This window comes from Desulfovibrio diazotrophicus (assembly GCF_902498985.2).
GTDB lineage: Bacteria > Desulfobacterota > Desulfovibrionia > Desulfovibrionales > Desulfovibrionaceae > Desulfovibrio > Desulfovibrio legallii.
Genome location: NZ_OX346397.1, coordinates 2,667,363 through 2,686,214, shown reverse-complemented (window position 1 = coordinate 2,686,214; position 18,852 = coordinate 2,667,363). Strand labels below are relative to the sequence as shown.

Sequence of the window (18,852 nt, the reverse complement as noted above, 5' to 3'; positions counted from 1 at the left end):
GGCATTATGGCGCTCAAGGAAGTCTATTCAACACTTGAAGCCAGCCTGCTTTTGGGGATGGCTGTAAAAAACTTGCTGCAACGCGCCATCCGTGAGGGCTGGCAATCCCAGCCTCGCAAAGGACGCGGCGGCGGGCATGAATGGCTTTTGTCGTCTATGCCAGAAGAAACCCGTATCGCCATCCGGGCAGCCGAAGAGCAGAACGCCCTTGCCGCTTGTGCAGCGGAAAACGCCGCTCCCATGTTTTCTTCATCCGTTTCGACCGCCATCCTTGACGATAAGCGCCGCTACAAGGCGTTAGCAAAGGCGGACTTGGTGCGCCAGTACCTTTCTTGGCAGCGCCGGTTCGGAGCCACCAGAACGCAAAAGCAAGCCTTCATTACCGCCTATTCCGGCGGGGCTTGGCCCAAGCTCAAAGAAGAATTGGGCAGTGTCTCGTGGAAAACCCTTGAACGCTGGAAGCTGGAACAGGAACGCGCCGGAAGCGTGCTGGCGTTGGCGGACAAGCGCGGCGTAGCCCACAAGGGGCGGACGCTGCTGACCGAGCGGCACAAAATCATCATCCTTGGCCACGCCCTGAACCCCAACGCCCCCAATGTCAGCCAATGCGCCCGCGCCGTGCGGAAAAAATGCGCGTATGAGGGGCTGTATGTGCCCTCCGAACCGACAATCCGGCGTTTTGTCGGCCACTACATGCACGAATGTTTTGACGAGTGGACCTTGTGGCGTGAAGGCAAGAAGGCCTGGAACGACAAGTGCGCCATATCTCTGCTGCGGGATTGGAACCTGGTGCAGGTGGGCGACGTGGTGATTGCCGACGGTCACACGCTCAATTTTGAGACGATAAACCCGGAAACCGGCAAGGCAACACGAATGACCTTGCTGCTGTTTTTCGACGGTGCTTCTAACTGCCCGCTGGGCTGGGAAATCATGCCCAGCGAAAATACGGACTGCATATCATCCGCATTTCGCCGTACATGCCTTTTGCTGGGGAAGTTTCCCCGCGTTGTCTATCTGGACAATGGCCGGGCATTTCGGGCGAAGTTCTTCAAGGGTTGCGCGGATTTTGAGCAGGCCGGCTTCCTTGGCTTGTACAAGTCCCTTGGCTGCGAGGTGATCCACGCCTGGCCCTACCACGGTCAATCCAAACCGGTAGAGCGGTTTTTCGGCACCATGCACGAACTGGAAGTGTGGATGCCCTCTTATACCGGCTATGACATCGCCCACAAACCGGCGCGCATGAAGCGCGGAGAGGATTTGCACCGCAAACTGTATGCAAAAATGGGGTCGCGCGCCCTTACCATGGAAGAGACCATCACCCAGGTGGCCTTGTGGTTTGCGGAGTATATGCAGCGCCCCCAGATGCGGACGCATCTGCACGGCAAGACGCCGGGCGAGGTCTTTCAGGCCGGGCGGGGCGAAGGGCTCTCTGTAGCCGATATAGAGCGCCTCACGCTGCTGATGCTGCAAAAAGAAGTGCGGACCATCACCAAAGATGGAATCCGCCTGAACGGCCGTCTGTATTGGCATGAACGGCTGGCCTCGCGCCGCCATCCCGTGCTGGTGCGTTACGACGAGCAACTCTCGCCGCACGAGGTGCTGGTCTACACCTTGGACGGCGTGCCGCTGTGCGTGGCGCGGGACCGCGCTCACTACGGCATTGCCAGTGGGCTGCACCCGGCGGCGGGCATCCTTGGGACGGACGCGCAGCGCGCCGCCCTGGCTGAAGCCATTGCCCTGAAAAAAGGCCAGGAGCGCGGCAGCGCCGCAACCGTGCGACACCTGCTGGATGTCGTTGTGCTGCCGGAGGCGCGGGCGCGCATGGCGGCCCTGCAAGCCGCTACGCCTGCGCCGGAGCAGCCCGCCCCCGCCCCCAACAAAACCCCAGGCGTCAGCGCCGCAGAGGCTGCAGCCATAGAGGCCGCCAAGGCCAAGGGCCGCGCGGCCCGCGAGGCTGCGCCCAGCTACACGCCCTCCGGCCTCAAGCGCTGGCGGGATGCGCCGGAGCGCTACGCCTATCTCTTTGACGTGCGCTGGCGCGACGGCATCGCCCTGGTGCCTGCGGACCAGGCCTGGATGGGGGCGTGGGAGCGGAGCGACGAATATCAGCGTTACCACAAGCGGCGCTTTGAAGCCCTGCGCGGGTTGTACGACCGGCAGCGGGCCAGCGCCTAACTCACAGGAGGAGACAGATGCGTGACATCATTATCGAAACCGAAGCAATGACCCGCTTTGACGCGGCGGTGGACGCTGTGGTCACCGCCGGGCGCGGGCTCTCCGGTTTTGTCCTGGCCTATGGTCAGGCCGGGCGTGGCAAATCCGTAGCTGCGGACCGTTACCACTTCCAGCGTGGCGGCGCGTATGTGCGCGTCTGGCAGGGCTGGTCGCAGACGGCGTTTCTGCAGCGCCTGCTGTTTGAAGTGCGCGGCAAAAATATGGATATGCCGCGCCATACGGGCAACCGCTGCAAAGAAATGATTGTGGAACTGCTGGACGAAAACCGCATGCCCATCTTTGTGGACGAGGCCGACCGCCTCAAAATAGACCGCATCGAAGACCTGCGGGATATTCACGAAATGACGGGGGCCCCCATCGTGCTGATTGGTGAAGAAGGCATTTTCGGTCTGCTTTCAGAACGGCGGCGCATCTGGAGTCGCGTTGCCCACGAAGTTGCGTTCGGCCCCATCAGCCCGGCAGAGGTGGGCCTCTACGGCATGCAGGCCGCAGGGCTGGACATACCGCCAGAGGCGTCTTCAGAGATCGCCAAACGCACAGAGGGCGATTTCCGTCTTGTCCGCAACGTCTGCCTGCTGCTGGAAAAAGCGGCCAAAGCGTCCGGCAGCTTTACGGTAGATCGCCCCATGCTGGAAACAGCCCTGACCTCACGCCCCTGGCGGCGCAAATAGGGGGCCGCCATGCCTGAAGTATTATCTGTGACGCTGGAAATGGTCCGCAACGCCGTACAGGCCCTGGGCACTGGCGGTCACGAGGTCAGCTACCGTCAGGTGTACGAGGCCCTGGGCCTGACCAATGACGCGCAGCAGGCTGTGGTGCGCACCAGAGTGTCTGGCATGGCCAAGCACGGAGAGATTACGCGGACCGGCACGGGCCGGTTTGTCTACAACTTCAACCGTCGCCCTCGCGACGCCAAGGTCTATGCCGCCATGTGGCGATTTGTGCGGGCCTCCAAACCGGGCTGGTCCGTCAGCGAGTGCGGCATGCTGACCCGCGCCAGCTACACCCATGCCCTGCGCTATGTGGCCTGGCTGGAGGGCGAAGGTTATGTGGAGCGCACGGGCCGCAATGACAGGCGAGCCGTGACCTACCGGGCCACGGCTAAGGCCCAGGCCTCGCCGGAGACGCCCTATCCCCCAACACGGGAATCAGACCCCTTTCAGCAGGAACGCACGGCAGCGGCTACCATTACCCGCCTGATGCTTTGCGCCGACCCATATGCCCCTAAAACGGCATCAACCATTGTTGCAGCTTGCCATGTCCTGCTTGCGCGGTTCGGCAGCAAGCCTTGCACAGAAAATGAGCACACGGAGGAAAGCCATGTTGCAGAATGAAGTATTGTCAATCAACGCCGCCCTGGGCAAGCTGCTGCCCCGCGTCAGCACCGAAGACGCGGAGACAATCCGCCTCTGCCGTCGCAACCTCACACAGCTGGCAGAACAGGCCAGGGAACTTGAAACCCGCTTGATCCCCGCGCCCCTCGCCACGCGGACGCCCCTGCCCGCCGAGGGGGTGATGTAGATGGCGCGCATCAAACCCGACCCGCACATCGTCGCCGACCGCGCCCAATGCGAGGGCGCGCTGGCGGAAATGGCCGCTCTAGACCGCAAGCTCTCCGCCATTGCCGCGGGGATGCAGGAGGCCATCGACGCCGCCAAAGCCAAGGCCAGCCAGCTTGCCGAGCCGCTGACAGCCCGGCGCAAAGAATTGGCCGATGCGGTGGCGGTGTACGCCCGACTTAATAGGCAAGATCTGTTTGCCAGGGGCAAGAGCGTGGACCTGGGCTTTGGCGTCATCGGCTTCCGCGCCAGCACAAAAATTGTACAAGTACGAGGTATTACAGCAGGAATGACGCTGGAAAAACTGCGCCAGTACAACCTGACGGACGGCATCCGCACTAAGGAAGAAATCAATAAGGACGCGGCCCTGGGCTGGCCCGACGAACGCCTGGAGCTGGTGGGTCTGCGCCGCCAGCAAACGGACGCTTTCTACATTGAAATCAAGGCGGACCCCCTGCCCCAGGACGCCGCCTGAAGGAACCGACATGTCCATAACCCTGACCACGCGGGAGCGGGAAACCCTTGGGGGCGCGTTTGCAGAACAGCTGCTGCACAGCCAGGATGCGGACCCGACTAAGCTCCCTGGCCTGGTAAACAGCCGGGACTGGGAAATAGCGGAACCCCACGAACGCAGGCAGATGCTGGCAGACATTGCGCATGCGGCGGCAGCAAAACTGCTGCAGTGCGGGTATCCGCCGGACGTAATTCGCCAAAAAACAGCCAGATGGCTAACCTAAAGGAGAATACCATGAATAAGAAAGAGTTTGTGGAGGCGGTGCTGCGCGAGGCCCGCTGCACGCATGACCGAAGCCTGAACAAGGCGGACATAGAGGCTGTTCTGAAATCCTGCGGCAATGTTATGGCCGCTGAACTGCTGGGCGGCGGGCACGTGCCCCTGCCCGGCATCGGCCGGCTGATTACAAAACAACGCGCCGCCCGTCAGGGCCGCAACCCGCGCACCGGGGCAGCTGTAACCATCCCTGCATCACGGGTGGTGCTGCTGCGCGTCGGCAAAGACCTCAAAGCGGCGCTCAAGTAAGGGGGAACACATGCCAACTATCGTGCGTACTACGGATGAGATTGATCGCGTGCTGGACTGGGCCGCCGAGGGCATTGACGGGGGCACCCGATATGCGGACATGAGCTATGAGCAGGGCCTGCAGGATATGTACGACTGGCTCTTTGGCTTTACTGACCACGCCCCGGACGAAGATTAACCCCTGCGAAACCGCCCTGCGGGGCGGTCGCCGGGGCGTGGCGGCTCCGGCCTGATGATGCAGCCAAAAGGAGAGTCACATGAGTAATACAGAGACATATTTCAAACAATTACAGCAAAAAGAGCAGCTTATATTTGATGCTGAAAACGCACTGAACAGCGCAAAGCACCAATACGAAAATGTTTCAAAACTGCTTGCCATAGCAGTGTGCCCATTTACCCCTGATGAAGTGATTTTTTTGCCATATCACCGGGGAAAGCGATGGGAATACAAGGGGCGTGTTGTTGGCATACACCCCCAACGTTGCAGACTCTGTAATGCCCTGTATGAGCTTGAAGTAGTGGTTTTGAAACGCAATGGGGCTGATAGTAAGTTGTTTGAATTTGTCGTCCGTTCTGAAGAGTTGGAAAAGAGAAACAAAAAGCCTCTTTCCCCAACGTACAACACTTTGAACAGATAGCGCGAAACCGCCCTGCGGGGCGGTCGTCGGGGCGTGGTGGCTCCGGCCTGATGATGCAGCCAAGGGGAGATGACCTGCCATGGCAGATACTCGTAAATTTTGCGGTTCCATAAGTGTCAGAATCGACACAGAGCGCGTCAAGTTGGAACTGTCTCCGGCTCCGCTGTACGGCGGGACGGAGGGCATGTACCGGGTGCGTGCGGCCCGGCGTTGGCTGGACCACGCTGGGGCCCCGCGATTTTTCGACCGGGCCGGGCTGGCCGCACTGATTGTGGATTGCGCCCTGGGCGGCTTGTCGGAACCCCCAGCGCCGCCAGAAATCCCGTACCCATCGCGGGTGAGTGTCAAAGTGTGGCAGGATGGCCTGCCGGACTGGCTCTGCGCCTGGACCACCACGCCGCCATTGCTGGACTACCTGGGCCGGTGGGTTGTTTGCGTGTCTCTGAACGGCCAGCGCAGCTTTGTGCCAGCCGAGGACGTCATCGTGCATCATAGGCATGACCATGATGCACGATAACCGACCAATGCGGCTGGGCCTGTACCGCAAAATAGAGATAGCCCGCAAGCAGTTGCCGGCCATGGACGAGGACGCCTTCCGCGCCTTGCTGCAAAACGAGTTTGGCGTGCGCAGCCGGAAAGAAATGAATACGCATGAGCTTTCGCGGCTGGTGCATCTGTTTGCCGAAATGGGCGTGGAGTATACGGCTCCGGCCAGGGCCCGGAACAAGGCCGTCAAGCCCCACGCCCGGCCGGATTGGATCGAGATTACCGATTCCATGCCCCATGCGCGCGAAAAACGCGCAATTTTGGCCATCTGGCGCAAGCTGGGCTACTCCATGACCAGCCTGGATACGCGGGTCAAACGTGAATTTGGTGCGGAAATCTTTGTCTGGCTGCAGGACGGCGCGGCGGTCTCCCGGCTGCTTACAGATCTGCAACGCCGGGAAAAAGCCTTTGAGCGACGACAAAAAAAGGACGCACGTGGTGAGCGGGCCTGATCTGCGCGCGCTGGTGCTGGAGCGTTATGCGTCAATCCACGCCTTTTGCCGCTGCCATCCGGAGCTCAAACGCTCCACAGTCTACGCCGTCGTGTCCGGGCACTACCCCGGCAACCTGCCGCGCCAGGCAGCCATCATCCGCGCTGCGGCGCTGGGCGATCCGCGCCCGGAAATAACGGCAATCCCCAGCGCTACGCAAGAAGACGTGGCGGAGGCGCTGCAAAATATCCGCTGCAATAACTGCCGCCGTCTGGACAGGCGGAATTGCCCGGAATGCAGGATGCAGACGGAACGTGAGGCGCGGGAACTCTATGATATTCTATTTCCAGGGGGGCAGGCATGTCAAAAACATTGATACAGGATGTTGTTACGCTGATTAAAGAGGGCTGGCGGCCTTATAATGCGGAGCCTGACGCCGCGGTGTACAACAATCTGCGCTGTGGGTATGTGCTGCGCGGGCGCAACAAATCTCGGCCGTACTGGTTCATGCGCGCCGACGTGTTTTTGTGCCTGGGCTGCGCCGCGCGCTGCATGCTCAAGCACCCGGTCGGGTTCCCACCGCCTCTGCCCATCAAATACTCCACAGTGCCGCCGGCAGAGCCGTTTGTCCTGACGCCGCAAGAGCTGCTGGCCCGCCGCGAGCTGCTGACCGTCCAGCAGGCGGCCTACTGCCTCAACGTCTCCGTGCGAAAGATCTACGACTACATTGCCGAGGGGCGGCTGACGCGCCTCAAAGACTTGCCCGTGCGCGTGCGCGCGGCCGAGGTGCGGGATCTCTGCCAGGATTTCGACGAATAACAAATTTGTTCGCATGGAGCGCGCTGTTTCCGGGCACGCTGCAGCCCGTCCTGGCACACTGTCCTGGACGGGCTGTTGCATGCCTTGTCTCCTCCACAGATGGCCCCGCCGGAGTCACGCCCGGCGGGGCACGCAACAAAAGGAGCGCTCAATGGCTGAGTTTGCGGTGGCGCACTGTTTTACGGCGCAGTGGGAAAGCGGGCTGATCAACCACCCTGCCGACCCCGGCGGCATTACCAACTACGGCGTTTCTCTGCGCTGGCTGCGCAGCCTTGGCCATGATTTGGGCGATATTGACGGCGATGGCGACATTGACGCCGACGACGTGCGCGCCCTGACACGGGAGCAGGCGGCGGCGCTGTTTAAAGCCCGATTCTGGGACGATTATGGCCTGGGCTCTTTGCCCCAGGCCACGGCTACCTGCCAGTACGACTGCGCCGTTAATACCGGGCCGCGCCAGGCCACGCTGCTTACGCAACAGGCCTGCAACGCGCTGGTGGGCAATTATGGCGTCAAGCTGGCCGTGGACGGCGTTTTTGGCCCGGCTACCCGCACGTTTCTGACCCTGCACGCCACGCCCGCGCTGCTCAACGCTATGCTGGAGCAGCGCGCACGGTTTTATGAGCGTCTGGCTGCGCAGCGGCCCCCACTGGCCGTTTTTTTGCGCGGCTGGCTGCGCCGCTGTACCGGCCTGCGCCGGTATCTGGGGCTGGGCGCATGAGCAAGACTCCCCTGTCCGACGCGCTGCGCTGCCTGGATGGCGGCTGGTCCACCATGCGCATCACCACCATGCTGATCTGCGTGGTGGTCCTGGGCATGTGGGTGGCGTTTTGTTTTATTGAAGGGCGGTTTATCCCCATATCCTGGGAAATGGTGGCCCTTATCGGCTCCTCCCAGGGGGCCAAAGCCGCGCAGCTGCGCTTTGAGGTCGGCAGCAAGGGTTTGCCCCCGCCCGGCCTGCTGCGGGAGGATGTATGAGCGGCAAAACAGCCATTGTGGCCGTGCTCCTGGGTCTGGCGGCCATGAGTGGGTACGCAGCCGTGCTGCGGGGGAATATCCAGACACTGGAAGCCCGGCTGCAAGCCTGCAGCACAGAGCGTGACCAGGCCCTGGCCGCAGCGGCCGCAGGCAAAGCCGCCCTGGACGAACAACGCAAAAGCGTCACGGGCCTGCAAACAGCGCTGGACGCCTGCCTGGCGCGGGAACAAACGGCCGTGGCCACGGCGGACCAGTGGCGCGAGATCATAGCGTCCGCCCAAAGCCGCGATATGGCCCCGGAAGAAAAAGGAAAGGTGCCCGATGCAACGACCCGGCAACTTTTGCAGGAATCCCTGGACCTGCCGCTGTAGTCTGCTGCCGGCGCTGGCCCTGGCTGGCGGCCTGGCCCTGGCCGGCTGCGCCTCCCAGGCGCGGCCGCAGCCGCAAACCGTGGTGGTGCGCACAGAGCGTTGCCCGCGCCCCGCGCCGCCAGCTCTGCCCCCCACCAGGGGGCTGTTTCTGGAAAGCCGCGAGGGCTATGCGGTGCTCAAATCGCGTGACGCGCGCATCCGTGCGTACATAGCGGCGCTCAACGCCGCCCTGGATTGCTACGAGGCGCAAACCACAGGAGCAAAGCAATGAGCCCTCAAGAGCTGCAGGCCGTGCTGGCGATACTGGAGCCCATCATGACCACCCTGACGGCCATCGGCCTGCCGGGCCTGCTGGGCCTGATATTTTCCGCGCCCGCCCTGGTGATTGTGGCCATCCTGGTCATGTCGCACGCGGGATCCCGCCGCATGGAAAAAGCGCAGCTGCAGTTTCAGCAGAACATGCGCGAGCTGCTTGACGCCTACCGCGAAGATACCCAGGAAATTCTGCGCGATGTGGGCAACCGCCATGCGGAAGTAGTGCAGTATTACCACAAAAATGTGGAGCTGGTGAAAAATTACGAGCGGGTTACCGAGGCGCTGCAATCCCTGGTGATCAACAACACCAGAGCCGTGGAACGCCTGACCACCATCATCGAAAGCATGAGGAAGTGACTATGAGTGAGCGCACGGAAAATATCGGCCAGCGCGAAACCCTGCGGCACGTGGCCAAGCGCCTGGCGGCCGAGGCCGTCAGCCACCGTGACAGCCTTCGGGCGGCCCTGCCCGTGATTGGCGAGCCCGCGGAGATCGACGTGGACTACGTCCTGGCCCTGACCATATCCCTCACGGAAAAAGTGACGGAACTGCGCGGCGTGCGGAAAAAAATCGACATTCTGAACCGCGAATTGGGCGATTGACGGGGGCCGTTATGGGCTGGGAGCACGAGCCGGAAACCGTGTGGAAAGCGCAGGAGCTCTACTGCGTGGACCGCCTCTCCTTTGCGCGCGTGGCGGAGCTTACCGGCGTTTCGGCCACTACGCTTAAGGCGTGGTCGGAAAAATACGGCTGGCGCGCCAAACGGGCGGAAATCGCCCAGGCGGAAAGCGATATCCGCGTAACAACCATCACCGCCCGCAAAACCACGTTGGAAAAACTGCTGCTGGCCGACGACGGCAGGGAGGCCTCGCAGCTGGCCTTTGCGGTGGCATCCCTGGAAAACCTCGCCCTGAAGCAGCTGGAGCTGGCCGCCGCAGGCAAAATACCGGCCGTTGCGCCGGAGCGGCCGGCCATTGCCACGCGGGCAGACGCCATAGCCGCATTGCGCACCGCCGTGGAGCACAAACTGGGCCTGGCCCTGGCAGACCCGGCCAAAATCACCGTGGCTACGGTGCAGGACGTCCAGCGCTGCCTGGCCCTGGTGGCGGAGCTGGAAGCGACCCTGCCCAAAGATACGGAAAACACACGGAACAAGGCGCTTTCGCCGGAAAACGCGCGGGCCATCCGGGAAATCCTCGGCACAAGTTAGGGCATTGCAATGTTGCAGTGCCCTGACGGTTGCGTAAGCAGCCGCCCGCCGTAGAGGCGCAAGCGCTATTTATTTGCGCGGTTAAGCGCCGGGATGAGCGTGCCGCAACCATTGCGTAGGAGAGGTCATGGATCTGGGCGACGTATTGCTGCCGTATCAAAAAACGTGGCTGGGGGACAAGTCGCCGGTCAAGGTGGGGGAAAAATCCCGCCGCATCGGGCTGACCTGGGCGCAGGCGCTGGATGACGTGCTGAAAGCCTCCACGTCCGGGCGGGACGGCATGGACGTGCTGTATATTTCGTTCAACCAGGACATGACGCGGGAATATATCGACACCTGCGCGGCTTGGGCCAAAAAATTTCAAGTGGTGGCCGGCAAGGTTAACGAGGACGTTTTCCGCGACGGGGACGAGCGGGAAATCAAGGCCTTTCGTATAGATTTTGCCAGCGGCCACAAAATACTGGCCCTGTCCAACCGGCCCTCCAACCTGCGCGGCAAGCAGGGCCGCGTAGTCATCGATGAGGCGGCCTTTGTGGAAGACCTGCCGGAATTGCTCAAGGCCGCCCTCGCCCTGCTCATGTGGGGCGGGCAGGTCATTGTCATCTCCACCCACAACGGCGCAGACAACCCGTTTAACGCCCTGGCGGTGGACGTGCGGGCCGGGCGGCTGCCCTACAGCCTGCAGCGCATTACCCTGGATGACGCGCTGCAGGACGGCCTGTACCGGCGCATTTGCGCGGTGACGCACAAGCCCTGGTCCCCGGAGGGCGAAGCCGCCTGGCGAGAGGCTTTGATCAACACCTACGGCGACGGTGCGGACGAAGAGCTGTTCTGCATTCCCCGGCAGTCCGCCGGGGCTTATCTGACCACGCCCCTGCTGGAGGCTTGCATGGATGCGGCGTGCCCGGTGCTGACCTGGACGCCGCCGGCCAAAGATTTTGTGGACTGGCCCCTGCCCGTGGCGGAAACCTACGTCAAGGGCTGGTTCGGGGAAACGCTGGCCCCCCTGCTGACCCCCCTGCCCACGGACCGCGCCCACTTTGTGGGGGTGGACTTTGGGCGCAGCGGCGACCTCTCCGTGTTCTGGCCAGCCACAGAAGGGGGCGACCTGCGCCTGACGCCGCCCTTTGTGCTGGAGCTGCGCGACTGCCCGCACCGCACCCAGCAGCAGATCTTGTTTGCATTACTGGACGCCTTGCCGCGCTTTGCCGGCGTATCACTGGACGCGCGGGGCAACGGTTCGGCCCTGGCCGAGGCCGCCCGGCAGCAGTACGGCACAGGCTATGTGCGCGAGGTTATGATCAGCGAGGCCTGGTACCGCGAAACCATGCCACTCCTGAAGGCGGGCCTTGAGGACAAAACGCTTGTGCTGCCCAAGGACGCTAACATCCTGGGCGACTTCCGCGGCCTGCGCGTGGTCAAGGGCGTGGCACGACTGCCGGAAAGCCGCACCAGGGATAAAACCGGCGGCCGCCACGGCGACGCAGTGGTGGCCTGCGCCATGATGTTGGACGCAAGAAAGGAACTGGGCGCCATGGAGCCGTGGGACTACGCCGGAGTGCCCCTCAAGGGGCTGGACCTTAAGGGGTGGTGAACATGACAGACTATACCCGCCTTGCCGAGCTGGAGGCCGCGGCCGCCGCGGCCGTGCGCGCCCTTACGCCGGGCAATTTTTTGCTGCTGGCCGAGCGCGTGCGCCAGCTGGAGCAGGAGAATGCGCAACTGGCCGCCATGCTGGCCGCCTGGGCGCGGGGCGCCCCACCGGAACTGCTGGCGGACTATGGGGACGACCCGGAGGAGCCGGACGCTGCCACGTTCCGGGCGGCAGCCCGGCGGGCGGTGGAGCGGCTGTAGGCGTACCAATAAGGCAGGCTACTGTTCCAACATCCTCTGGGTCTGGTAATATTCTTCAGCCAGAATGGTCATCACAAAGTCGGACTCCTTACCTGTAACCGCTTCCACCTTTTTGCGAATGTCGTCCAGCGACACCCGGAAAAATTCCTTGCGCAAATTGACGGCATTGACGCGCCGGTGGGCAAATTCCTTGTGCAGCTGGTTTTCCAGAGCGGGGGCATCGTCAGAGGCAATCATGGCGTGGATATCAAAACTGAACGGTACCGAGGCATCCCCAAGCTCTCTGACGCGCTCCGCCGGATCCAGGCGACGGGTCAGCCCGATTTTGTAGACGTTTTCGCCAAAAGAGCCAAGGTTGCTGATCACATAAACATGCCCTTTTTTGGTCTGCTGGGCCATACTGATGGCGCGTTCGGCCTTGTCCTTGGCTTCCGCCAGGTCGGCCTCCAACTGCTGGATGCGCAGCTCCGCCGCCTGGCGGTCTGCCGCACCGGTCTTTTCCAAGGCGGCCCTGGCCTTATCCAGCAAGGCCTGGTACATGGCCTCTTCCTTGGCGGCTTCGGCAATGGCCTTTTCATATTCACGGCGGGCGCGCTCTTCTTCACGCATCTGTTCCCGCAGGGCGCGCTGCTCTTCCTGCTCTTCCTTCTTTTTGACCGTAAACTGGTATTGGAGTTTACATTCCAAATATTTTAGTTTGACGTACTCTGTATTAAACCCAAATTGCAGGTCTGCAGAGCCTTTTTCCAGGTCTGTGGCAATGGCGTCAATGCGCTCCAGCGTGCGCTGAAAGTTACCTGGATTGACTTTTTCTATCAATAAGTCGCACTCAATATTAAATGATCGGACCAACAGTTTGGCCTGCTCACCCAGCACCCGCCGGACAATGGGGGAATCATCGTCAACAAGGTCTTGGTCGTGGGCGATGATAACGTTCTTCTCGCGAATCATCTGGCGCTGTGCATCCCGAACTTTTTTTATCTCCAGGGTAAACCGTTCCGAGGTCTCATAAAGGTAGTCCGGCATTTCGTACATGCCATAGGCCACAAATCCATCAAGGCGGGAATACAGGTCTATTCTGGATTGCATGGCCTGAATTTTTGCATCCGCCTCAATTTCTCTATCATGAACCGAGGCTATTTTTTCCTCAATCCGGGCAAGTTGGGCCTGCTTTTCGTCCACAGCGGCGGCCAGCCGCGCTTCCTGCCCGGCCAGGGCCTGCAGATCTTTCGTTGCCGCGTCCAGGGCGGCATGCTCTTGCTGTAAGGCGGCGAATTCTTCCTGCAGCGCGGCTTTGCGGGCCTCAAGCTCCTGAATGGCCGCGGCCAGTGCCTCCTTTTGGCTGGCGTAGGGTTTACAGCGCAGGCGCATGACCACCTTGACCACCAGCAGGGTAAGGCCGACTACAATGCCCACAAAAACAAGAAATACTATGATTCCCATATCTCGCCCCCCTACGAATAAATTTCTCGCAGCAGGGCTTCCCGCGCGGCAGCTCGCTCTTGGCACCGCGCCGCCTGCGCTTCCTTCCCGGCTGCGAGAAAAGCCTGCACCGCCGCCTTGGTCTGGGCCTTATCCGCGCGTTCCTGTTCACGCAGTTGGGCGGCCTGCTCGCGCTCTTCCTGCCGCAACTGGGCGGCCCATTCCCGCGCCCGTCTTTGCTGCTCCCGCTCTGCGGCCCGCTGGCGCTGCGCCGCAAACCGGGCTTCCCGCTTGGCGTTGCGGTCCATATCCCTGCTGATTTTGCGCAGCGCGCGCGCCACCGTGAGTAAGCCGCTTCTCGCCATCCACTCCCCCTGCACAGGCCTTTTTTGGCCATGAAAATTTGTTAGCTAGTATATACTATCTGACGCCATTCTCAAGTGGCGTGAAAATTTTTCTTGATAAAACATAAAAACTAGTTTTTATATTCACGCAAGGAGGTCTAATGCCGAAAAAAAATGTAGCATTCCCTGTCTCAGAGGATGAACATGCAAAAATCAAGGAACTCGCTGCAAAACAGCGGCGGACCATCAAACGACTGATTCTTGATGCCCTTGATAAGCTGTATCCAGGATGGAATAGGGAACAAAAAGAAAACGACCCCAAGTAGCGCACCACCGCGCCGCTGCCCCCCCGATCAGGAGGCCCGGCCGGTGTAAAACCTTCGCACAGTGCGCGCCCCTTCCGGGCATCCGCCCCGTTTTGCCGGCATAGTCGGCAGGACGGGGCTTTTGCGCGCCCCGCGGAGGATGCCTATGCCCAAGGGATTATACCTGCCCGATGGTTCGTACCGCCCGCTGGAGGCGGACGCGCTGACCTCGGCATACGCCACCCGGCAGGCGGCCGGGGTGGCGCTGACAGAGCTGGAAGGCTGGCTGGATCTGCTGCCGGACCCAGACCCGGTGCTACGCCGACGCGGGGACGATGCCGCCGTACTGGCGGAGCTGACCGCCGACGATCAGGTCACCACGGCCATATTGAGCCGCAAAAACCGGGTGCTCAACTGCCCACACTTTGCCTTCCGGGCCGGGTCGGCGGACGGCGAACCGGCAACCGCGCAGGCCGAGGACCTCTACCGCCGCTTTGCGCAGAATCTGGAGCGCTGCAACCTGCGCGGCATTATCAGCAGCATTCTGGACGCGCCTTTTTATGGTTTTGTGCCGTTGGAGATCCTCTGGGGCCGCGGGGCGGACTGGTGGCACATTGTGGACGTGGTGGCCCGCCCCTGCCGCTGGTTTGCCTTTGACAACCGCAATAACCCCGTGTTTAAGGGCGTGTACGGCGGCCTTGCCGCCGAGCCCCGGCCTTTGCCCGCCGGCAAGTTTGTCCTTGTGCGGCACCACGCCACCTACGACAACCCCTATGGCCTGCGTCTGCTATCCCGTTGTCTCTGGCCCGTGGCCTTTAAGCGCGGGGGCCTCACCTTTTACGCCAAGTTTGTAGAGCGCCACGGCCTGCCCTGGGTTGTGGGCAAAGCCCCCAAGGGGGCCACCGCGCCGGAAAAAAGGGTTATGGCCAGAGACCTGGCCGGCATGGTGCAGGACGCCGTGGCCGTCCTCCCCTTTGGCTCCGAGGTGACGCTGGAAGGCGCGGGCCAGACCCAGGGCGCGCTGCACGAGGCCTTCCTGGCCCGGCAAGACAGGGCCATCAGCAAAGTGCTCATGGGCCAGACTCTGACCGTGGAAATGGAGGGCAAAAACAGCCAGGCCGCCGCCCAGACCCACAAGGACGTAGCCGACGACCTAGCCGACAGCGATAAGGCCATGGTGGCCGACGCCTGGAACGAGATCGCCTGGCTCTACGCCCAGGTCAACGTCGGGCCTGGCGTGCTGGCCCCCCTGGCTGGCTATGAAGAGCCGGAAGACCTGAATTCGCGGGCCGATCTTGACAAAAAACTTACGGACATTGGTGTGGCGTTTACTGCGGAACACTTTGTCGACAACTACGGATTGAAGCCAACGGAATTTACGGTGCGCCCCGTCACGACTCCGGGTGCGGGCGCGAACTTCGCGGCCCCGACTGCCAGAAAAAAGACCACGGCGGAAAAGGCGCAGGGCAATCTTGACGCGGCTATCGTGAAAATGCTGCCCGCCGCGCTGAAAAGCAGCCGTGATTTTGTCACGCAAGTTGAGAACGAGATACGGGCGGCCAAAAGCTATGAGGAACTGGAAGAAGCCCTTGCCGCCCTGCTTTCACCGTCCATGGCCCCGGACGCGCTGGAGAGTTTTCTTGCCCGCGCCATGACCATGGCGGCGGGACACGGCGCGGCGTCTGTCCAGACGGAGGCGGACGAAGATGGCTAAAAAATCCATTGAACTGCCCGCCCCGGAAATCATCGCGGAACCAGTGGTTCCTGACGCGGCCATAGCGTTCTGGAAACAGCGGGCGAAGCTGACGGACGAGGAAGCCAAGGCCCTGGGCGAAGAAGTCAAGCACCGGGCGTTCTACGTCACGGGGCTTGCCAAGCAGGACCTTGTGCAGCTTGTGAGCGACGGCATAGAGGAAGCCCTGAAAAACGGGGAGACACTGGCGGACTTCAAAAAAAGGATTGCGGCGGCCATACAGGCGCAAGGCTGGCATGATTACCGGGTGGAGAACATTTTCCGGACCAACATGCAGGTGGCCTACAGCGCCGGACGCTACAAGAAAATGCAGGCCGTGAAGGCGTCACGCCCCTACTGGCAATATATCGCGGTCATGGACAAGCGGGTGCGGCCTTCGCACGCCATTCTGCACGAAAAGGTTTACCCGGCGGACCATGAGTTTTGGTCCTCCAACTATCCGCCCAACGGTTTCCGCTGCCGGTGCGGGGTACGCACGCTTTCCGCCCGGCAGGTGAAAAAACAGGGGCTGACCGTGGAAACGGAAATGCCTAAGGCGGATATGTGGACGGATCCCAAAACCGGGTATGAATACTTTGTTCATTTTCCCGGCGCGGACAAAGGCTTCAAAAACAATCCGGGCAAGGACTGGGTTCAGGCCGGCCTGAACCTCAAAAAATACCCGGACATGACGCCCCAAAGCTATGCGCAGCAGCGCGGCAACGGCGTCATCCGCCCCGTAACAAACGAGGCGGAGCTGGCGCGGCAGATTGCCGAGCACGCCGCGCCGCACCTGAAAAATGGCCCTGTGCAACGCGTGGTCTTTGATAATGGCGGCTATTTTATGGCTACCAATTCGCGCGGCGCGCTGTGGATAAGCAAACGCAAATTCGGCATGCCCGGCGGCGTCTTCTGCCCCGCCGCCGACCTCAAGGCGGCCTGGAACAAGATTGCAGTCAATAAGCCTTTGTCTTTTCACGAAGAATATGCCGTAGAAAGCCTCTGGCATGAGATTGTCCATAACCGGCAAACTCTTACCAGCGCCGGCGGCAGCAATACGCTTGCGCGCCGCATGATGGAAACCGTCACTCAATGGGTGGCCCGGCGCAGCTACCCACGCTTTTTGGAGGCTCTGGGCGGCAAGGCCGCGCACCAGGCCAAAGTCCTCCGGCAGGGGTACGGCTATAGCGGCTATATCCGCAATTTTGACAAACTGCTGCAGGCCCTAGGCATAGACGACGGCCCGGAGGCCCTGACGTATTTTGAAGGCGTTTGCGCCACTGCGAACCGCAAACAGTATGGCAAAGCCATTGCGGATTACCTGGCAAAACACGCCGCAAAGCCCGCATCACGCGCGGCTATCCGTGATTTATTAAGCAAAACAGACAGGGGGGAAAGAGAGTATGACGCGTTGCTACGCGCCCATCAGCTCACCGCCTAGCATTTCCGCTTCCAGGCGGCGCTGCGGGTTGGCAATACGGCGCAGGTACGCGGCAGCCTTGGCAGCGTCGCCACGGTCCAGAGCCAGCGTGTAGAGGCAGACAAGGTTGTGATCCTTGTCCGCGGCAAAGTGGGCCCGCTCGGCGGCCAGCTCCGCGGCATCCGGCATATAGCCATAGTGCGCGGCCAGCTCCTGGGATGTGGCTGCGTCAATAAAATTATACATGATGTCAAGCTAGCGCAGGGCGCGGCAAGAGTCAAGGAGGCCGGCATGGCAGAGGAAAAATGGGTGGAGGTAGCTCGCACGGGCACGTTTGCAGACAGCCAGGGGCGGCCGCAAACCTTTACCGTGCAGGATTTGGACAACATCGTGGCGGGCTACAATCCCGCCAACCGGCAAGCGCCCTTGGTTTTCGGCCATCCGCAAAAGGACAGCGCCCCGGCCTACGGCTGGGTGGATGCCCTCAGGCGCGTAGGCCAAAAATTGCTCGCACGGTTCGCGCACGTTCCGGACAACGTGCGCGAACTCGTGGCACAAAAGCACTACCGGCACGTTTCGCTGTCCTTCATGCCCGACCGGGTAACCCTGCGGCACGTGGCCCTGCTGGGCGCGGCGCAACCGGCCATAGACGCCCTGCGCGACGTGGATCTGGCCGGCGAGCCCGGCATATACGTTGATTTTGCGGACCAAAAAGGAGGTCACATGAACCCTGAAGAACTGCAACGCCAGATCGGCCAGCTGCAGGCCCAGATTGAGCAGCTCAAGGCCGAAAACGCCAGCCTTAAAAAGGGTAAGGAAGACGCCGCCAAGGCTAAGACGGACGCGGAAGCCGCCAAAACGGACGCGGAAAAAAAGGCGTCGGATCTGGCCGCCCAGTTTGCGGCCTATAAGGGCGGGGTAGAGGGCGAACGCCGCACGGCCCGCGTGGAGGCCCTGGTGCGCGCCGGCAAGCTCACCCCCGCCGAAAAACCCGGCGTGCTGGACTTCGCGGCCAAGCTCGCCGCGCGGGGCGGCACGGTGGACTTTGCCGCGCCGGACGGCGCCACCGTAACCGTCAGCCTGGAGGAGCGCTATCTGCGTGAGCTGGAGGCCCGGCCCGCAGACGCGCGCTTTGCGGACTTTGCGGACTTTGCCGCGCCCCCGGCGCACGCCGCAGGCGACGCAACAACCTATGACCCGGCCAAAATGGTCGAAAAACTGTAAGGAGCTGCCACATGAATGAAGGGCACCTGGGAACCTACAGCTTTGGCGGCGAGCGCGCCGCCACGGACGACCACCCCGTGGTCATCCACTACCTGCCCCTGGCCGCCGACGTAGCCGCAAAAATCGACGTGGGCACGCTGCTGCGTCAGGTGGACGGCGAAGATGGCGCGGTGGCCTATGCCCCGTACCTCTCTACGGACGCCGTAGCCCCCCTGGCCGTGGCCGACCTGCCCTGCGATCCCACAGGCGAACCCGCCGAAACCAGCGTATGCGCCGTGGTCCATGGCACCGTAAAGACACGGACGCTGCGCACCGGCGACGGCGCGGCCCCCACGGCAGCGCAGCTTGCCGTCCTGGCGGCGCACGGCGTTTTTGCCGTCTAGAGCAGATTACCTTTGAGAATACATATT

At 61.8% G+C, this 18,852-nt stretch carries 30 protein-coding genes and 2 other RNA genes; 29 read left to right on the top strand and 3 right to left on the bottom strand.

The window, feature by feature from the left end; genetic code table 11:
• Positions 1 to 6 precede the first annotated feature (6 nt).
• From J7I12_RS11600 to J7I12_RS11485, 24 genes are all read left to right on the top strand, one after another.
• Entirely contained in the window at positions 7 to 2,175 is a 2,169-nt protein-coding gene (locus J7I12_RS11600) for a Mu transposase C-terminal domain-containing protein (protein ID WP_368043887.1), read from the top strand.
• A gap of 17 nt (positions 2,176 to 2,192) precedes the next feature.
• Positions 2,193 to 2,906 carry an AAA family ATPase gene (locus J7I12_RS11595; protein WP_302548902.1) on the top strand — a complete coding sequence of 238 codons (714 nt, stop codon included), beginning with the start codon at positions 2,193 to 2,195 and terminating at the stop codon, positions 2,904 to 2,906.
• A 9-nt stretch (positions 2,907 to 2,915) separates the two neighbouring features.
• Entirely contained in the window at positions 2,916 to 3,569 is a 654-nt protein-coding gene (locus tag J7I12_RS11590) for a winged helix DNA-binding protein (RefSeq protein ID WP_302548901.1), read from the top strand.
• Entirely contained in the window at positions 3,556 to 3,756 is a 201-nt protein-coding gene (locus J7I12_RS11585; protein WP_302548900.1) for a hypothetical protein, read from the top strand. Before J7I12_RS11590 ends, J7I12_RS11585 begins: the two co-directional genes overlap by 14 nt.
• A complete protein-coding gene (locus J7I12_RS11580; RefSeq protein WP_302548898.1) occupies positions 3,757 to 4,269 on the top strand; it encodes a host-nuclease inhibitor Gam family protein in 513 nt (170 codons plus the stop codon).
• 10 nt (positions 4,270 to 4,279) lie between these two features.
• Positions 4,280 to 4,531, top strand: coding sequence for a hypothetical protein (locus tag J7I12_RS11575; protein ID WP_302548897.1), 252 nt, complete (start codon positions 4,280 to 4,282; stop codon positions 4,529 to 4,531).
• An 11-nt stretch (positions 4,532 to 4,542) separates the two neighbouring features.
• Positions 4,543 to 4,833 carry an HU family DNA-binding protein gene (locus tag J7I12_RS11570; protein WP_302548896.1) on the top strand — a complete coding sequence of 97 codons (291 nt, stop codon included), beginning with the start codon at positions 4,543 to 4,545 and terminating at the stop codon, positions 4,831 to 4,833.
• 10 nt (positions 4,834 to 4,843) lie between these two features.
• Entirely contained in the window at positions 4,844 to 5,011 is a 168-nt protein-coding gene (locus J7I12_RS11565; protein WP_302548895.1) for a hypothetical protein, read from the top strand.
• Positions 5,012 to 5,014: 3 nt separating this feature from the next.
• Positions 5,015 to 5,080, top strand: an RNA gene (locus tag J7I12_RS11560) — hammerhead ribozyme type II.
• A gap of 10 nt (positions 5,081 to 5,090) precedes the next feature.
• Positions 5,091 to 5,471 carry a hypothetical protein gene (locus J7I12_RS11555; RefSeq protein WP_302548894.1) on the top strand — a complete coding sequence of 127 codons (381 nt, stop codon included), beginning with the start codon at positions 5,091 to 5,093 and terminating at the stop codon, positions 5,469 to 5,471.
• Positions 5,471 to 5,536: hammerhead ribozyme type II (locus J7I12_RS11550), an RNA gene on the top strand. The genes J7I12_RS11555 and J7I12_RS11550 overlap by 1 nt, the downstream gene beginning before the upstream one ends.
• 14 nt (positions 5,537 to 5,550) lie before the next feature.
• A complete protein-coding gene (locus tag J7I12_RS11545) occupies positions 5,551 to 5,988 on the top strand; it encodes a hypothetical protein (protein ID WP_302548893.1) in 438 nt (145 codons plus the stop codon).
• Positions 5,975 to 6,469, top strand: coding sequence for a phage protein GemA/Gp16 family protein (locus tag J7I12_RS11540; RefSeq protein WP_487125961.1), 495 nt, complete (start codon positions 5,975 to 5,977; stop codon positions 6,467 to 6,469). The genes J7I12_RS11545 and J7I12_RS11540 overlap by 14 nt, the downstream gene beginning before the upstream one ends.
• The gene (locus J7I12_RS11535) at positions 6,456 to 6,824 is read left to right on the top strand and encodes a hypothetical protein (protein ID WP_487125963.1); all 369 of its coding nucleotides are present in this window, start codon (positions 6,456 to 6,458) and stop codon (positions 6,822 to 6,824) included. The genes J7I12_RS11540 and J7I12_RS11535 overlap by 14 nt, the downstream gene beginning before the upstream one ends.
• Positions 6,809 to 7,267, top strand: a complete 459-nt coding sequence (locus tag J7I12_RS11530; protein WP_487125965.1) for a helix-turn-helix domain-containing protein — start codon at positions 6,809 to 6,811, stop codon at positions 7,265 to 7,267. Before J7I12_RS11535 ends, J7I12_RS11530 begins: the two co-directional genes overlap by 16 nt.
• A 151-nt stretch (positions 7,268 to 7,418) precedes the next feature.
• A complete protein-coding gene (locus J7I12_RS11525) occupies positions 7,419 to 7,988 on the top strand; it encodes a glycoside hydrolase family 108 protein (protein ID WP_487125967.1) in 570 nt (189 codons plus the stop codon).
• Positions 7,985 to 8,245, top strand: a complete 261-nt coding sequence (locus tag J7I12_RS11520; RefSeq protein WP_487125969.1) for a hypothetical protein — start codon at positions 7,985 to 7,987, stop codon at positions 8,243 to 8,245. The genes J7I12_RS11525 and J7I12_RS11520 overlap by 4 nt, the downstream gene beginning before the upstream one ends.
• Positions 8,242 to 8,616, top strand: coding sequence for a hypothetical protein (locus tag J7I12_RS11515; protein WP_487125971.1), 375 nt, complete (start codon positions 8,242 to 8,244; stop codon positions 8,614 to 8,616). The genes J7I12_RS11520 and J7I12_RS11515 overlap by 4 nt, the downstream gene beginning before the upstream one ends.
• Positions 8,567 to 8,887 (top strand): hypothetical protein, encoded by a 321-nt coding sequence (locus tag J7I12_RS11510; RefSeq protein WP_487125973.1) that lies wholly within the window; start codon positions 8,567 to 8,569, stop codon positions 8,885 to 8,887. Before J7I12_RS11515 ends, J7I12_RS11510 begins: the two co-directional genes overlap by 50 nt.
• Positions 8,884 to 9,288: a transcriptional regulator gene (locus J7I12_RS11505; protein ID WP_487125975.1), complete on the top strand. Its 405-nt coding sequence runs from the start codon at positions 8,884 to 8,886 to the stop codon at positions 9,286 to 9,288. Before J7I12_RS11510 ends, J7I12_RS11505 begins: the two co-directional genes overlap by 4 nt.
• A gap of 2 nt (positions 9,289 to 9,290) precedes the next feature.
• Complete coding sequence (locus J7I12_RS11500; protein ID WP_302548819.1) at positions 9,291 to 9,533, top strand: hypothetical protein; 243 nt, start codon at positions 9,291 to 9,293, stop codon at positions 9,531 to 9,533.
• An 11-nt stretch (positions 9,534 to 9,544) separates the two neighbouring features.
• Positions 9,545 to 10,141 (top strand): MerR family transcriptional regulator, encoded by a 597-nt coding sequence (locus tag J7I12_RS11495; RefSeq protein WP_302548818.1) that lies wholly within the window; start codon positions 9,545 to 9,547, stop codon positions 10,139 to 10,141.
• A gap of 127 nt (positions 10,142 to 10,268) precedes the next feature.
• Complete coding sequence (locus J7I12_RS11490; RefSeq protein ID WP_487125977.1) at positions 10,269 to 11,735, top strand: hypothetical protein; 1,467 nt, start codon at positions 10,269 to 10,271, stop codon at positions 11,733 to 11,735.
• Between the two features lie 2 nt (positions 11,736 to 11,737).
• Complete coding sequence (locus J7I12_RS11485) at positions 11,738 to 11,995, top strand: hypothetical protein (protein WP_302548816.1); 258 nt, start codon at positions 11,738 to 11,740, stop codon at positions 11,993 to 11,995.
• An 18-nt stretch (positions 11,996 to 12,013) separates the two neighbouring features.
• Here the strand turns inward: J7I12_RS11485 and J7I12_RS11480 are convergent, their stop codons facing one another.
• Together J7I12_RS11480 and J7I12_RS11475 are read right to left on the bottom strand one after the other, a co-directional pair.
• On the bottom strand, positions 12,014 to 13,438 hold the full coding sequence (locus tag J7I12_RS11480; protein ID WP_302548815.1) for an SNIPE associated domain-containing protein: 1,425 nt from the start codon (positions 13,436 to 13,438) through the stop codon (positions 12,014 to 12,016).
• An 11-nt stretch (positions 13,439 to 13,449) separates the two neighbouring features.
• Positions 13,450 to 13,782 carry a hypothetical protein gene (locus J7I12_RS11475; protein ID WP_302548813.1) on the bottom strand — a complete coding sequence of 111 codons (333 nt, stop codon included), beginning with the start codon at positions 13,780 to 13,782 and terminating at the stop codon, positions 13,450 to 13,452.
• 140 nt (positions 13,783 to 13,922) lie between these two features.
• Here J7I12_RS11475 and J7I12_RS11470 point away from each other — a divergent pair, with 140 nt between their 5' ends.
• The 3 genes from J7I12_RS11470 (at position 13,923) to J7I12_RS11460 (ending at position 17,239) form a co-directional block, all read left to right on the top strand.
• Positions 13,923 to 14,087, top strand: coding sequence for a hypothetical protein (locus J7I12_RS11470; RefSeq protein WP_487125979.1), 165 nt, complete (start codon positions 13,923 to 13,925; stop codon positions 14,085 to 14,087).
• 145 nt (positions 14,088 to 14,232) lie between these two features.
• The gene (locus J7I12_RS11465; RefSeq protein ID WP_302548811.1) at positions 14,233 to 15,780 is read left to right on the top strand and encodes a DUF935 domain-containing protein; all 1,548 of its coding nucleotides are present in this window, start codon (positions 14,233 to 14,235) and stop codon (positions 15,778 to 15,780) included.
• Positions 15,773 to 17,239 (top strand): phage head morphogenesis protein, encoded by a 1,467-nt coding sequence (locus J7I12_RS11460; RefSeq protein WP_302548810.1) that lies wholly within the window; start codon positions 15,773 to 15,775, stop codon positions 17,237 to 17,239. Before J7I12_RS11465 ends, J7I12_RS11460 begins: the two co-directional genes overlap by 8 nt.
• Here the strand turns inward: J7I12_RS11460 and J7I12_RS11455 are convergent.
• Positions 17,213 to 17,464: a hypothetical protein gene (locus tag J7I12_RS11455; protein WP_302548809.1), complete on the bottom strand. Its 252-nt coding sequence runs from the start codon at positions 17,462 to 17,464 to the stop codon at positions 17,213 to 17,215. The two genes, J7I12_RS11460 and J7I12_RS11455, sit on opposite strands and share 27 nt — an antisense overlap.
• Before the next feature lie 45 nt (positions 17,465 to 17,509).
• Here J7I12_RS11455 and J7I12_RS11450 point away from each other — a divergent pair, with 45 nt between their 5' ends.
• Together J7I12_RS11450 and J7I12_RS11445 are read left to right on the top strand one after the other, a co-directional pair.
• Complete coding sequence (locus J7I12_RS11450; RefSeq protein ID WP_302548808.1) at positions 17,510 to 18,442, top strand: phage protease; 933 nt, start codon at positions 17,510 to 17,512, stop codon at positions 18,440 to 18,442.
• Between the two features lie 11 nt (positions 18,443 to 18,453).
• A complete protein-coding gene (locus J7I12_RS11445; protein ID WP_487125982.1) occupies positions 18,454 to 18,825 on the top strand; it encodes a hypothetical protein in 372 nt (123 codons plus the stop codon).
• Positions 18,826 to 18,852: the final 27 nt, after the last annotated feature.